The sequence below is a fragment of the Vibrio sp. 1069 genome, assembly GCF_033340555.1.
On record NZ_JAWOWP010000019.1, the window covers coordinates 1 to 14633 of the forward strand.

The 14633-nt window shown below is 44.8% G+C and carries 12 protein-coding genes; 9 read left to right on the forward strand and 3 right to left on the reverse strand.

The features are described 5' to 3' along the window. Positions 1 to 92 precede the first annotated feature (92 nt). From R7040_RS20890 to map, 3 genes are all read right to left on the reverse strand, one after another. Complete coding sequence (locus R7040_RS20890; protein ID WP_213967819.1) at positions 93 to 476, reverse strand: DUF3461 family protein; 384 nt, start codon at positions 474 to 476, stop codon at positions 93 to 95. Positions 477 to 618: 142 nt separating this feature from the next. Continuing rightward, positions 619 to 3243, reverse strand: a complete 2625-nt coding sequence (glnD, locus tag R7040_RS20895; protein WP_017636037.1) for a bifunctional uridylyltransferase/uridylyl-removing protein GlnD — start codon at positions 3241 to 3243, stop codon at positions 619 to 621. Between the two features lie 108 nt (positions 3244 to 3351). Beyond that, positions 3352 to 4230, reverse strand: a complete 879-nt coding sequence (gene map / locus R7040_RS20900; RefSeq protein ID WP_005380326.1) for a type I methionyl aminopeptidase — start codon at positions 4228 to 4230, stop codon at positions 3352 to 3354. A 384-nt stretch (positions 4231 to 4614) separates the two neighbouring features. On the opposite strand from map, the gene rpsB reads away from it, so the two are divergent. The 9 genes from rpsB to bamA all read left to right on the forward strand — a co-directional run bounded on the left by rpsB (position 4615) and on the right by bamA (position 14632). Further along, positions 4615 to 5343, forward strand: coding sequence for a 30S ribosomal protein S2 (gene rpsB / locus R7040_RS20905; protein WP_005380327.1), 729 nt, complete (start codon positions 4615 to 4617; stop codon positions 5341 to 5343). 132 nt (positions 5344 to 5475) lie between these two features. Further along, positions 5476 to 6321: a translation elongation factor Ts gene (tsf, locus tag R7040_RS20910; protein ID WP_005380328.1), complete on the forward strand. Its 846-nt coding sequence runs from the start codon at positions 5476 to 5478 to the stop codon at positions 6319 to 6321. A 147-nt stretch (positions 6322 to 6468) separates the two neighbouring features. Beyond that, a complete protein-coding gene (gene pyrH, locus R7040_RS20915; RefSeq protein ID WP_005380329.1) occupies positions 6469 to 7194 on the forward strand; it encodes a UMP kinase in 726 nt (241 codons plus the stop codon). Between the two features lie 100 nt (positions 7195 to 7294). After that, on the forward strand, positions 7295 to 7852 hold the full coding sequence (gene frr, locus R7040_RS20920; RefSeq protein ID WP_005385348.1) for a ribosome recycling factor: 558 nt from the start codon (positions 7295 to 7297) through the stop codon (positions 7850 to 7852). Positions 7853 to 7948: 96 nt separating this feature from the next. Continuing rightward, a complete protein-coding gene (locus tag R7040_RS20925; RefSeq protein WP_005380331.1) occupies positions 7949 to 8704 on the forward strand; it encodes an isoprenyl transferase in 756 nt (251 codons plus the stop codon). 12 nt (positions 8705 to 8716) lie between these two features. Next, positions 8717 to 9559 (forward strand): phosphatidate cytidylyltransferase, encoded by an 843-nt coding sequence (locus R7040_RS20930; RefSeq protein WP_005385351.1) that lies wholly within the window; start codon positions 8717 to 8719, stop codon positions 9557 to 9559. A 50-nt stretch (positions 9560 to 9609) separates the two neighbouring features. Continuing rightward, positions 9610 to 10815, forward strand: coding sequence for a 1-deoxy-D-xylulose-5-phosphate reductoisomerase (ispC, locus tag R7040_RS20935; RefSeq protein WP_005385353.1), 1206 nt, complete (start codon positions 9610 to 9612; stop codon positions 10813 to 10815). Then, on the forward strand, positions 10815 to 12173 hold the full coding sequence (rseP, locus tag R7040_RS20940) for a sigma E protease regulator RseP (RefSeq protein ID WP_005380334.1): 1359 nt from the start codon (positions 10815 to 10817) through the stop codon (positions 12171 to 12173). The genes ispC and rseP overlap by 1 nt, the downstream gene beginning before the upstream one ends. A 44-nt stretch (positions 12174 to 12217) precedes the next feature. Then, positions 12218 to 14632, forward strand: coding sequence for an outer membrane protein assembly factor BamA (gene bamA / locus R7040_RS20945; RefSeq protein WP_005391802.1), 2415 nt, complete (start codon positions 12218 to 12220; stop codon positions 14630 to 14632). The last annotated feature ends 1 nt before the right edge of the window (position 14633 follow it).

Genomic DNA, 14633 nt, shown 5'->3' on the forward strand with positions numbered 1-14633 from the left:
CTTTAAAATACAAAACGCCCGATGAAGTACATCGAGCGTTTTAGTTAAAAAGTGTCAACCCATATCAGGACGGGTCATTTAAGACTTAACGTTTACTTTAGTTTTTCAAGATCCGCTTCGATCTCTGCGATCTTACTCGAAACGACTTTTTCTAAATGACGAAGGTCTGAAAGAATTTTCTCTTTTACATCAACCTCAGGTTGTTTCGTTGGCTTAGTGATTTTATTCAGTTCATCAATGACTAATGTGAGGTTACGGCTGATTTCCGTTACTTCTTTATATTTGTGACTGCCACTATCAACAAGAACATTTTTGATTTGGCGTGGGTATTTGAATTTAACGCTTTTAGCGAATAGTTCGCCTTTTTGCTTGTGGAAATAGATCTTGAGTACGTCTTTGTGTGCTTCTTGGCGTAGGGAATAACGTTCAATCTGCTTAGGGTCGTGAATACCCAAACCAGTGAGGTGGGGATACATAGGCTACCTCTATTACATCGAATTGATATTGATATAACTGTAGCAGCCTATGTATGAGCTAGATAGCTGATATTTAGCCAAAATGCTTAACTTGTGGGCAAGATCGCTCTCGCCCTGAACCGAAAAGATTGGCAGGTTTGATCTAAGCTGCGACCTCATCAGATAACTTTTCGATCAATCTCTCTCTTAGCTCATCCTGTTGTTCTTCACTTAATCTTCCCCCTGCATCACTGGTTAAAATAAACAAGTCTTCTGCTCGCTCACCAATGGTGGTGATTTTTGCACCATGAAGGTTGATATTTAAATCAGCAAACGTACGGCCTACTTTGGCCAACAGCCCTGGTGTGTCTAGCGCGACAAACTCCATTAAAGTGTGTTTTTTACCTTTGGTTGGTAAGAAGTCGACTTTGGTTTTCACGTTAAAGTGCTGAAGTTTGTTCGGAGTACGGCGCGTTTTAATCTTGGTTGGTCGGCCTGCCTCCAGTACATGAGTGAGGTGTTTAATCACCGCGGCGTGACGAGACTCATCGATCGCTTCGCCATGTTGATCGAGTACCATAAAGGTATCAATCACGTGCCCATCTTTGCTGGTCATGATTTGCGCGTCGTGTACATTAAAATTACGCCTATCTAACTCCGCCACGACCGTCGCAAATAAAGCAGGCTGGTCTTTCGTATATACAAACACCTCAGTGCCGCCACGAGTGGCTTTTTTACTGATCAACACCAAAGGCTTAGTCGGATCTTCCATGCGAAGTAAGTGTTCGCAGTGCCACGCGATTTGCGTATGGGTATGACGAAGGAAGTAGTCAGCTTTGAAGCGTTGCCACAATACTTCAATTTCGCGCGCGGCAAACCCCTCTTTGCGCAGCATTGCGGAGGCCATTTGTTGATTGTGGCGAATTCGCTCACGCACATCGACAGGGTTCTCTAGGCCTCTACGTAAAGCACGTTGTGTGGAGTAATACAGCTCCGCAAGTAAAGTTCGTTTCCAAGCATTCCAAAGTTCTGGGTTGGTTGCACAAATATCTGCAACTGTCAGGCATACAAGATAATCGAGAGATTCTTCGTCTCTGACTTTTTTGGCAAACTCGGTAATGACATCAGGATCATAAATATCTCGGCGCTGTGCGGTGACAGACATTAATAGATGATGTCTTACCAACCAAGCGACAAGTTTCGCTTCGGGCTTCGATAAACCATGCTCAATGCAGAAGTCGTACGCTTCTCCTTCACCGATAATCGAGTGATCGCCGCCACGACCTTTCCCGATATCGTGGAAAATAGCGGCAATAATCAGCAGCTCTTTCTTTTGCATCCGAGGGTAGACGTCACAGCAAATAGGGTGCTTCGCATGATTTTCTGGGTCACTAAAAGTGTTGATGTGTTTAAGTAAGCGAATACTGTGTTCATCAACGGTGTAGGCATGGAATAAGTCAAACTGCATTTGACCAACAATCTGACTCCATTGCGGTAAATAGGCCGCCATAACCCCTAATCGGTGCATGAGGCTGAATGCTTTGTGAAGAGCATTAGGGTGACGACATAACGCCATGAACTTTTCACGCGCAGCAGGAATGGTGTGCAAAAACTTGTTGAGCCGACGCCGAGCGGTGCGCAGTTGACGCAGCGTTGGTGGGCTCACCCCTTCAATAGTTGAGTCGTTAGCAATATGTAAGAACATATCCAGAATAGTTTCTGGGCGAGCTTGGAACAATGCGGGTTTCCGCGCTTCAATTAAAGAACCGCGACGTTGAAAGTCCGTATCGAGAATCTCGGCACTTTCTGTCGCCCCACCATTAATGATCGCTTGGTCAAAGAGTTTGAGTAGCATTTTATTGAGCTCTGCCACACGACGAAGCGTGCGGTAGAACTCTTTCATCATCATTTCTACGCCTCGGTTGCCTTCTCCGACGTAGCCTAGATTTTCCGCAACTTGTGCTTGATGGGCAAAGGTCAAGCGGTTGTCATAGCGGCGAAGCTCCATGTGCAGAGCGAAACGTACTCGCCAAAGGAAGTCCTGACATTCAACCAATTCTCGGTATTCTGCGTCAGTTAAAAATCCGTATCGGCTCATTTCTAACAATGAAGTCGCACCAAAGTGACGTCGAGCGACCCAGCTTAATGTATGAATATCGCGCAGCCCGCCAGGGGTTGATTTAATGTCCGGTTCTAAGTTGTAGGTCGTGTCGTGGTAACGTGCATGGCGTTCGCGCTGCTCTTGAATTTTAGCGCGGTAAAACGTCTCACTTGGCCAGAAGGAGTCTGATAACACGACTTTCTTCAGTGCCTGAAAGGTGTCCTCGCTTCCACACAGCAGTCGCGCTTCTTGCAGGTTTGTCGCGACCGTTAGATCGGCTTTACCAATTTCAGCACATTCAGTAACGGTGCGAACAGCGTGTCCGACCTCGAGTTTTAAATCCCACAACAGCGTAATGAATTCGCTGATTTTTGCTTCTAACGCGGTTGGCAGTTTATTGTTCGACAGAATCAAAATATCGATATCGGAGAGCGGATGCAGCTCGCCTCGTCCGTAGCCACCAACGGCAACTAGGGAAATGTTGTAAATATCCTTGAAACCAAAATGTTGCCACAAACGATTGAGAAGCAGATCCATATATTCAGCTCTGGCTAAAACCAAGCTTGTTACCGGATGATGATTGAGAAACTCTTGGTTTTGATTAGAGCTAAACTTCTCTAATTCTTGTTTGAGTTCACCGATATTGATTTGTTCATCGGAAAAGGTAAGAGGGGACTGAAGTGTCATATTTGCCATCCGTGCAAGCTAATCTAATAACAATCTAACAAATTTGCGGCAGATAAAAAATATCCCCGCCGAAGCAGGGATATAGTAAACAACGAGTGGTCGTCAGCTTTACGCGTTTTTCATTAGGCGAGGAATCGTATCGTCGCTACGAAGCGTCAGTACTTCACAACCTTCTTTTGTTACAACAATGGTATGTTCCCATTGCGCAGAGTTCTTGCCGTCGCCCGTGTAAACAGTCCAGTCATCTTGTGCATCAACAGAGCAACCAAATTTACCTGCGTTAATCATCGGCTCAATAGTAAAGCACATGCCTTCTTTTAATACGCGGCGGTCTTTGTTCTTGTAATGAACTACTTGTGGTTCTTCATGGAACTCATCGCCGATACCGTGGCCACAGAAGTCTTTCACAATAGAAAACTTGTTGCGAGGATTGTTCTTGTTGTTCTCTTTGATGTACTTCTCGATAGCTGTACCGATGTCACCAACCGTTGAACCTGGCTTAACGGTACGCATACCAACATACAGTGCTTCTTGAGCTACCATGCACAGACGTTTGTTTGCAGGCGAAACATCACCGACTAGGAACATCTTAGAAGTGTCACCATGGTACCCCTGAGGACGCACGCTCAGATCGGCATTCTCATCATTTGGAACGATTACGGTAATATCAACGTTTAAGATGTCACCATCTTTTAGTACCGCCGGCTTCATTTGGCCGTTGCTACCGATTTCGTCTTTTTCCGCTGGAATACCGTGGCATACGATATGGTTGATTGAAGTACAGATCGACTTAGGGAAACCATGGTAATCAAGCGGAGCAGAGTATGCACCTTTTTCTAGAGCGTACTCATGACAGATTTTGTTTAACTCTTCTGTCGTCACACCAACTTTGATGTGTGGTTCGATCATTTCTAGAATCTCTGCGGCTAGCTTGCCCGCAATGCGCATGCGTTCTATTTCTTCAGCAGTTTTAATCTTGATTGACATTGGCTTTCTCTACTTATTCCTAAGCACGTAAACGTGCGAATGGCCGCATTCTATCAGACATCGGGGCGTTAACCCAAGTTAGATAGGAATATGCATCATTCTTAATTCGATCATATGTTTAAAGTTTTGCTTATAAATAGGAGAAAGTGGCTCGGTGAAGAAATAATTTTTACTAGCCACAGTGAGCTAAAATATGGTATAAAGCGCGCCGGAATAGAGGACTGTTCTCTTCGTTTAGCAAAGTTAAGCGGCGAAGCAAGCTTCATCCGAATAACCTTTTATCTTTAAATCACACACATTCCGTCACATATTCCGGGGTGCTGAGCAGAAGCTTGGTCGGAGTTATGGGGAATGTGGAGGCCTAACCCCATAGAGGATTTTAAAATGGCAACTGTATCAATGCGCGATATGCTAAAAGCTGGTGTTCACTTCGGTCACCAGACTCGTTACTGGAACCCAAAAATGAAGCCATTCATCTTTGGCGCTCGTAACAAAGTTCATATCATCAACCTAGAAAAAACTGTACCAATGTTCAACGACGCTCTAGCTGAACTAGCTAAAGTTGGCGAGAAGAAAGGTAAGGTTCTATTCGTAGGTACTAAGCGCGCTGCATCTGAAGCTGTTAAAGAAGCTGCAATCGCAAGCAACCAGTTTTACGTAAACAACCGCTGGTTAGGCGGTATGCTTACAAACTACAAAACAGTTCGTCAGTCTATCAAGCGTCTAAAAGAACTAGAGACTCAATCTCAAGACGGTACTTTTGACAAACTAACTAAGAAAGAAGCTCTAATGCGTACTCGCGAAATGGAGAAGCTAGAGAAATCTCTTGGTGGTATCAAAGACATGGGCGGCCTACCAGACGCTCTATTCGTAATCGACGCTGATCACGAACACATTGCAATTAAAGAAGCTAACAACCTAGGTATTCCAGTATACGCTGTGGTAGATACTAACTCTAACCCAGACGGCGTTGACTACGTAATCCCAGGTAACGACGACGCGATCCGCGCTGTACAGCTATACCTGAACGCTGCTGCTTCAGCAGTATCTGAAGGTCGTAACAAAGACGTAGCTGCAGTTGCTGAAAAAGACGGTTTCGTAGAAGCTGAATAATAGCGGCTCTGTGTCACACTTGGTCTATGTGAAACCTTTGTGTAGCATAAACTAAGTTATAGTTAGCAATGGGGGCCGACAATGTTAGGCCCCTGTTTTTTACCTTATTTCGAATCAAACGAGGAAGACAGAATGGCAACTGTAACTGCTGCTCTAGTTAAAGAACTTCGCGAGCGTACTGGCGCTGGCATGATGGAATGTAAGAAAGCGCTTGTAGAAGCAAACGCTGACATCGAACTAGCAATTGAAAACATGCGTAAATCTGGCGCAGCGAAAGCAGCTAAGAAAGCTGGTAACGTTGCAGCTGAAGGCGCAATCATCATCAAAGAAGAAAACGGCGTTGCTGTTCTTCTTGAAGTTAACTGCCAAACTGACTTCGTTGCTAAAGACGGTAACTTCACTGCATTCGCAGAAGAAGTTGCAGCTGCAGCTCTAGCTTCAAAAGCTTCTGTTGAAGAACTACAAGCACAATTCGAAGACGCACGTGTAGCTCTAGTAGCTAAAATCGGTGAAAACATCACTATCCGTCGCGTAGAATACGTTCAAGGCACTGCAATCGCTTCTTACCGTCACGGTGAGAAAATCGGTGTTGTTGTTGCTGGTGAAGGCGACGCAGAAACTCTTAAGCACGTTGCAATGCACGTTGCTGCTTCTAAGCCTGAGTTCGTTAACCCAGAAGACGTACCAGCTGACGTAGTAGAAAAAGAGAAAGCTGTTCAAGTTGAAATCGCAATGAACGAAGGCAAGCCTGCTGAAATCGCTGAGAAGATGGTTGTTGGCCGCATGAAGAAATTCACTGGCGAGATCTCTCTAACAGGTCAAGCTTTCATCATGGAGCCTAAGAAAACTGTAGGCGAAATGCTGAAAGAAAAAGGCGCTTCAGTTTCTACGTTCGTTCGCCTAGAAGTAGGTGAAGGTATCGAGAAGAAAGAAGAAATGAGCTTCGCTGAAGAAGTTGCAGCAGCTCAAAAAGGTTAATCCTTAGAGACTGTATAAAGATTAGACCGTAGCCAAGGCTGCGGTCTTTTTATGAGCAGTGAACGATTAGCCGTGATGAATAGCCATAACTGAAGTTGTGTCTATTCATGACTGTTAATCAACAACTCTCTTTGGAAGGTAAACTCCATGACTACGAACCCTAAACCAGCGTATCAACGTATCCTATTAAAACTGAGTGGTGAAGCTCTTCAAGGTGAAGACGGTTTTGGTATTGATCCTGCGGTCCTTGATCGTATGGCACAAGAAGTTAAAGAACTGGTTGAACTGGGTGTTCAGGTTGGTGTAGTTATCGGTGGCGGTAACTTGTTCCGTGGTGCAGGCCTAGCTGAAGCTGGTATGAACCGCGTAGTTGGTGACCACATGGGTATGCTTGCTACAGTAATGAATGGCCTAGCGATGCGTGATGCTCTTCACCGTGCATACGTAAATGCGCGCGTTATGTCTGCAATCCCTCTAAAAGGCGTATGTGACGACTATAATTGGGCTGATGCGATCCGTGAGCTTCGCCAAGGCCGAGTTGTCATCTTCTCTGCTGGTACTGGTAACCCGTTCTTTACAACGGATTCTGCTGCTTGTTTACGTGGTATCGAAATTGAAGCGGATGTCGTACTAAAAGCGACGAAAGTTGATGGTGTATTTACTGCTGACCCTGTAGCAAACCCAGACGCAGAGCTGTATGATAAGCTATCTTATGCAGAAGTTCTGGATAAAGAGCTGAAAGTTATGGACTTGGCGGCGTTTACGCTAGCTCGTGACCACAAAATGCCAATCCGCGTATTTAATATGAACAAGCCAGGCGCACTACGTCGCGTGGTAATGGGCGAAGCAGAAGGCACGCTCATCAACGAATAAGCTTGGCTTAAGGTGCCACTCCAAAGCGTTAGGGTGGTGCTTGCTTTGCTCAACCGTTTTAGGCTTTCTTCAGGAAAGATGACATTTTTAAGGTGAAACTGTGATTAACGAAATCAAAAAAGACGCGCAAGAGCGCATGGATAAAAGCGTTGAAGCGCTTAAGAACAACCTTTCTAAAATTCGTACAGGTCGTGCACACCCAAGCCTACTATCTGGTATTTCTGTAGAATACTACGGTGCAGCAACACCTCTAAACCAAGTAGCAAACGTTGTTGCTGAAGATGCACGTACACTTGCAATCACGGTTTTTGATAAAGAGCTGACGCCGAAAGTAGAAAAAGCGATCATGACGTCTGACCTTGGTCTAAACCCTATGTCAGCTGGCACTATCATCCGCGTTCCACTTCCACCGCTAACGGAAGAGCGTCGTAAAGACCTAGTTAAGATCGTTCGTGGTGAAGCTGAAGGTGGTCGTGTTGCTGTTCGTAACATCCGTCGTGACGCAAACAACGATCTTAAAGCGCTTCTAAAAGATAAAGAAATCTCTGAAGATGAAGACCGTAAAGCACAAGACGAAATTCAAAAGCTAACTGACGTTGCAGTTAAGAAGATCGATGAAGTTCTTGCTGCAAAAGAAAAAGAGTTGATGGAAGTTTAATACTCCCACACACATCACTGTTGGAAAACGCTGTGCTCACAGCTCAGCGTTTTTTTATGTTAGTCTATCCAACTGATGGAACTCAATTAACTCCCTATGCAAAATTCTCAAGCCTTCTCTGATTCCCTTCCTAAGCATATTGCCATCATTATGGACGGTAATGGCCGTTGGGCTAAGTCCAAAGGAAAACCTCGCGTATTTGGTCATAAAAAAGGCGTTAGTGCCGTTCGTAAGACCGTGGCTGCTGCTTCAAAACTAGGCATTAGAGCCATGACGCTGTTTGCTTTTAGTAGTGAAAACTGGCGTCGTCCGGAGGAAGAAGTGGGTCTTTTGATGGAACTGTTTATCACGGTCCTGTCTAGTGAAGTAAAAAAACTACACAAAAATAACTTACGGTTGCGCGTGATCGGTGATACCAGTCGATTTAGTGAGCGTCTACAAAAGAAAATTGTAGAAGCAGAAAACCTAACGGCAGATAACACGGGTATGGTGATCAACATTGCAGCCAACTATGGCGGTAAATGGGACATCACAGAAGCTGCTAAAACGTTAGCGCTAAAAGCACGTAACGGTGAAATTCGTGTAGAGGATATCAATGAGCAGCTAATCACTGAGCATTTGACCATGGCAGACCTACCGGAAGTGGATCTTTTAATTCGCACCAGTGGAGAGTGCCGCATCAGCAACTTTATGTTGTGGCAAATGGCTTATGCAGAAATGTACTTTACACCAGAGTACTGGCCAGAATTCGATGAAGACAGTTTGGTAGAAGCTGTGACTTGGTTTATCAACCGAGAACGTCGTTTTGGCTGTACAGGTGAACAAATAAAGGCATTGATGGCAGCTCAATAAGGACTAGTTAGTTTGAAACAGAGAATAATAACAGCACTAATTTTAGCTCCCCTGGTTATTTTAGGCATTTTTAAATTACCGCTAATGGGCTTTATTGCCGCTTTAACTGCAATAACGCTATTAGGTTTTTGGGAGTGGACTCAGTTTACAGGAAGCAACTCTCGCATTGCTGCCCTTGTGCCGGCAATCATTATTACCGGACTTAGTTTTCTATACATCTCGCCTGATGCATATAGCCTCAATCACTTAACGACACCTCATTATGTCGTCTTGGGTATTGGTTTTGTTTGGTGGATTATTGCTAGCTTAATGGCGATTACTTACCCCAAAACGACGAAATCTTGGCAAAGTAATTTTGTTTTACGTCATGTATTTGGTTTTCTGACATTAATCCCATTCCTTTGGAGTGTGATTATTCTCAGAGCGTATGACATCACTGTAGATCCATACCACGGCGCAAAGCTTGTGTTGTACGTTTGTTTCTTGGTATGGGCTGCAGATAGCGGCGCCTACTTTGCAGGCAAAAGCTTAGGCAAACGTAAGATGGCTCCTCATGTAAGCCCCAATAAAACCATTGAAGGGCTAATTGGTGGCATTATCACGGCATTAATCGTAGCGTGGGCATTTGCTGATTGGTTCGATATCCAGTTCACTAGCCCTGTCCATATGGTGCTGATTACGCTAGTGACTGTCGTTATTTCAGTGCTTGGTGATCTGGTTGAAAGTATGTTCAAACGTGTCTCAGGCATTAAAGACAGCAGTAACATTATCCCAGGGCACGGTGGTGTGCTAGATCGTATCGACAGCCTAACCGCAGCATTCCCAGTTTTTGCTCTTCTTTACTACGTATTCTAATTTATCAGGAGCGGCGTCGTCGCTCCTGAGCTTTCTAACGGTCTTACAACATGCAAAAGTTAACGATTCTTGGTGCTACTGGATCAATTGGTGCAAGCACGCTTAAAGTGGTCGAACAAAACCCAGATCTGTTTTCTGTCGTTGCCTTAGCGGCAAGCACTAACGTTGAAAAGATGATCGGTCTATGTCGTCAGTGGCAACCTAAGTATGCGGTCATGGCAGATAAAGCTGCGGCGTCTCAACTTCAAGCTGAGCTACACTCGGTTTCGCCAGGTACCGAAGTGCTAGGTGGTGTTGATGCGCTATGCCATATTGCTTCGCTGGACGAGGTCGACAGTGTAATGGCTGCTATTGTAGGAGCAGCCGGCTTATTGCCTACCATGGCTGCCGTGAAAGCAGGTAAGCGAGTCTTGTTGGCAAATAAAGAAGCACTTGTAATGTCAGGCCAGCTATTTATTGATGCCGTTGAAGAATTTGGCGCAGAGCTACTTCCCGTCGACAGTGAACACAACGCCATTTTCCAATGTTTACCACAGCAAGTACAAACCAATCTAGGTCGTTGCAATTTACAAGAACATGGCATTTCTCATATTTTGTTGACTGGATCTGGTGGTCCTTTCCGTTACACTGACATCGCAGAACTGGAGCAGGTGACACCCGCTCAGGCGATCGCTCATCCAAACTGGTCGATGGGGCCAAAAATTTCTGTTGATTCTGCCACGATGATGAATAAAGGCCTTGAGTATATAGAAGCTAAGTGGCTATTTAATGCTGCTCGCGAACAACTGAAGGTGGTTATTCATCCTCAATCGGTAATTCATTCTATGGTTCAGTATCGTGATGGTTCGGTCTTGGCACAAATGGGAGAAGCGGATATGGCGACGCCAATTGCGCTCACCATGTCATACCCGTCAAGAGTGGAAGCTGGGGTTAAGCCGCTAGACTTCACGAAAGTTGGTGAGCTGACGTTTTTGCAGCCTGACTTTGCTCGTTACCCATGTTTAAAACTCGCAATTGATGCTTGTTATGAAGGTCAACACGCAACAACGGCATTGAATGCAGCTAATGAAGTCGCTGTTGATGCATTTTTAAATAACAGACTAGGTTTTACCGATATTGCTCGCATCAATGAGTCTGTGTTGAATAAAATCAACGCAAGCTGCAAAGCTGAGAATGCGAATAGCTTGGAAAGCTTGCTCGAGCTAGATAGAATGGCACGAACTATTGCCCTAGAAACCATACGCGAGCGTAGCTGATGACTGGTATATTGTGGAATCTCATTTCTTTTATCGTCGCACTGGGCATTCTTGTTGCCGTGCACGAATTTGGGCATTTTTGGGTTGCTCGCCGTTGCGGCGTTAAAGTTGAAAAGTTTTCAATCGGTTTCGGCAAGTCTATTTGGAGTAAAGTAGGCAAAGACGGAACGGAGTACAGCATCTCAATGATCCCTCTCGGCGGCTATGTGAAAATGGTTGATAGCCGTGTCGATGAGGTGCCAGAACATGAGAAGCACCTAGCGTTTGATAAGAAGCCGTTATGGAAGCGTACCTCTATTGTTGCGGCTGGCCCCATCTTTAATTTTCTTTTCGCAATTTTTGCCTATTGGCTGGTATTTCTAATTGGTATCCCAGCTGTTAAGCCTGTAATTGGTGAAGTTACGCCCAATTCGATTGTTGCGGAAGCTGGAATTGAATCTGGAATGGAACTTAAATCGATATCTGGTATCAAAACTCCGGATTGGGAATCAGTAAATATGGGATTGATTTCTCATATTGGCGATGATTTGATGACGGTAACACTAACGTCAGCGAATGAAGTTGGTTCAGAAGTAACGAAAACGCTCGATTTACGTGAGTGGAAGTTCGACCCAGAAACTCAGTCAGCGATGCAGTCGTTAGGTTTTGCTCCGTATACACCGGAGGTGTATCGAGTTATCGAGCAGGTCTCGCAAGGTGGAGCGGCGGAAAAAGCCGGTGTGCTTCCAGGTGATGAGGTTGTCGCAATTGGTCAACAACGCGTGACCGAATGGAAGCAAGTAGTTGAAGCGGTTCGTTCTAATCCTGATACACCGCTTGAATTGACGGTGTTACGTCAGGGTTATGAGCAAACATTGACGCTGACGCCCGGTAGCCGTGAGCTAGCTAACAAAGAAGTCGTTGGTTTTGCAGGTATTGCACCTAAAGTCGCAGAATGGCCAGAAAGTTATCGCTTCGATCTTCAGTTTGGTGTATTCGAGTCAATAGGTAAAGCAGTAGACAAAACTGGCCAAGTCATTGGTTTGACAATCAGCATGCTTAAGAAGCTTATTGTTGGAGACGTTGGTCTGAATAATCTGAGTGGACCAATATCAATAGCCAAAGGCGCAGGCGCGACAGCAGATTATGGTTTGGTCTACTTTTTAGGTTTTCTCGCTCTAATTAGTGTTAACCTAGGTATTATTAATCTCGTTCCTTTACCAATGTTGGATGGCGGTCATTTGTTGTTTTTTGCAATTGAAGCAGTCATTCGACGTCCTGTTCCTGAGAAAGTGCAGGAAATGGGCTTTAGAATTGGTGGTGCGATCATCTTCTCGCTCATGGCGTTAGCGCTATTTAATGATTTTACTCGTCTGTGATAGTTCAGAGACAAAAGCAGTAGCAAGGAATAATTAGAACAAGTATGGCGATTAAGCGAATTCTATTTGCAAGTTTACTGGCGACCAGTGTATCTGCAAATGGAGCAGAGAACTTCGTAGTTCAAGATATTGAAATCGATGGATTGCAGCGTGTAGCACTGGGTGCTGCATTGTTGAAAATGCCTGTACGTGTCGGTGATACCATTGGCCAAGGCGATGTTGCAGAAATTATCCGCGCCCTGTATGCATCTGGTAACTTTGAAGATGTGAAAGTGTTGCGTGACGGTGGTGTTCTGATGGTTCAAGTCAAAGAACGTCCTACCATTGCAAGCATCTCTTTTTCAGGTAACAAAGCAATCAAGGACGAGCAGCTACAAGAAAACCTGAACGCGTCTGGCGTTCGTGAAGGTGAAGCGCTTGACCGCACCACGCTAAGCAACATTGAAAAAGGCTTAGAAGACTTTTACTACAGCGTAGGTAAATACAACGCAACAGTAAAAGCGGTGGTGACTCCACTACCACGTAATCGTTCTGATCTTAAGTTTGTCTTTACTGAAGGTGTGTCGGCAAAAATTCAGCAAATCAACTTTATCGGTAATGAAGTGTTCAGTGATGAAGAACTGCTTTCGCGCTTTAACTTAAATGTTGATGTGCCGTGGTGGAATTTCCTTTCTGATGAAAAGTATCAAAAGCAAGTTCTTGCAGGTGATATTGAAGCACTCAAATCATTCTACCTGGATCGTGGTTACTTAAAATTTAACGTTGATTCGACACAAGTTGCAATCTCTCCTGACAAGAAAGGGGTATACATTACTCTTGGTCTAGAAGAGGGCGAGGTTTACACCGTTAAGGACGTGAAGTTCCGTGGTGATTTGATTGGCGAGGAAGCGACGTTCGAAAGACTTGTGCCATTTGAAGACAATGAGACATACAACGGCTCGTTGGTTACTTCAATGGAAGAAGGGATTAAGCGTGTGCTTGGTGAGTCCGGTTATGCTTATCCTCAAGTGAATACCATTCCTGAGTTTGACGACGAGAATCAAGAAGTTTCTTTGGTCGTTAACGTAGATCCGGGTAACCGAATTTATGTTCGTGACATTCGCTTCACGGGTAATAACTCAACCAAAGATGAAGTCCTTCGTCGTGAAATGCGTCAGATGGAAGGCAGTTGGTTGAACTCGAAATCGATTGAAACGGGTAAAACTCGTCTAAATCGTTTGGGCTACTTTGAAAATGTTGAAGTACAGACGGTTCGAGTTCCTGGTAGTGATGATCAAGTTGACCTAGTTTACTCTGTCAAAGAAGCGAACTCTGGTAGCGTTAACTTCGGTGTTGGCTACGGCACAGAATCGGGTGTGAGCTTCCAGGTTGGCCTGCAACAAGATAACTTCATTGGTAGTGGTAACCGTGTTGGTATCAACGCGATGATGAATGACTACCAGAAAAACATCAGTCTAGATTACCGTGATCCGTACTGGAACTTAGACGGTGTAAGCTTAGGTGGTAAGGTTTTCTATAACGAATTTGAAGCGAAAGAAGCCAATATCGTTGACTATACCAACGAAAGCTATGGCGCGAGCTTAACGTGGGGTTTCCCATTCGATGAGTTGAACCGTTTTGAATTCGGTGTCGGTTATACGCACAACAAGATCGGTAACTTATCGCCTTACTTACAGGTAGAGCAGTTCTTACGAGCACAAGCAGACAACATTGATTCTAGTGGAGCGTTGAACACAAACGATTTCGACTTCAATATCTCTTGGACACGTAATAACTTAAACCGTGGCTACTTCCCTACGGCAGGTAACCATCAGCGTGCATTCTATAAAATGACCGTACCTGGCTCTGACGTTCAATACTTCAAAATGCAGTACGATGTTCGTCAGTATGTGCCATTGACTAAAAAGCACGAGTTTACCCTCTTGTTCCGTGGCCGCTTAGGTTACGGTAATGGTTACGGTCAAACGGATGGCAACGATAACTTGTTCCCATTCTACGAAAACTACTACGCAGGTGGCTTTACATCGCTTCGTGGCTTTGGCTCAAACTCTGTTGGTCCTAAAGCGGTTTACCGTGATACATCTGGTTCAAACAATGGCGCAGATACAGCAACAGATGACTCTGTTGGTGGTAACGCCGTAGCGCTAGCAAGTGTTGAGTTGATTGTCCCAACACCATTTGCATCAGAAGAAGTACAAAACCAAATTCGTACCAGTATCTTCTTTGATATGGCAAGTGTTTGGGATACGGAGTTTGACTACCGCGATTCAGGTGCGGAATATGGTGACCGTTACTACTACGATTACTCAGATCCAACCAACTACCGCTCTTCTTACGGTGCGGCGTTGCAGTGGATGTCTCCAATGGGGCCACTAGTCTTCTCACTAGCGAAACCAATTAAGAAATTTGATGGCGATGATGAAGAGTTCTTCACATTCACTATCGGTAGAACTTTCTAAA

Coding starts and splice junctions, on each gene's coding strand:
- ispC (WP_005385353.1), top strand. CDS start 9,610: ATGCAAAAGTTAACGATTCTTGGTGCTACTGGATCAATTGGTGCAAGC.
- R7040_RS20890 (WP_213967819.1), bottom strand. CDS start 476: ATGTATCCCCACCTCACTGGTTTGGGTATTCACGACCCTAAGCAGATT.
- map (WP_005380326.1), bottom strand. CDS start 4,230: ATGTCAATCAAGATTAAAACTGCTGAAGAAATAGAACGCATGCGCATT.
- rseP (WP_005380334.1), top strand. CDS start 10,815: ATGACTGGTATATTGTGGAATCTCATTTCTTTTATCGTCGCACTGGGC.
- pyrH (WP_005380329.1), top strand. CDS start 6,469: ATGACTACGAACCCTAAACCAGCGTATCAACGTATCCTATTAAAACTG.
- bamA (WP_005391802.1), top strand. CDS start 12,218: ATGGCGATTAAGCGAATTCTATTTGCAAGTTTACTGGCGACCAGTGTA.
- R7040_RS20925 (WP_005380331.1), top strand. CDS start 7,949: ATGCAAAATTCTCAAGCCTTCTCTGATTCCCTTCCTAAGCATATTGCC.
- rpsB (WP_005380327.1), top strand. CDS start 4,615: ATGGCAACTGTATCAATGCGCGATATGCTAAAAGCTGGTGTTCACTTC.
- glnD (WP_017636037.1), bottom strand. CDS start 3,243: ATGACACTTCAGTCCCCTCTTACCTTTTCCGATGAACAAATCAATATC.
- tsf (WP_005380328.1), top strand. CDS start 5,476: ATGGCAACTGTAACTGCTGCTCTAGTTAAAGAACTTCGCGAGCGTACT.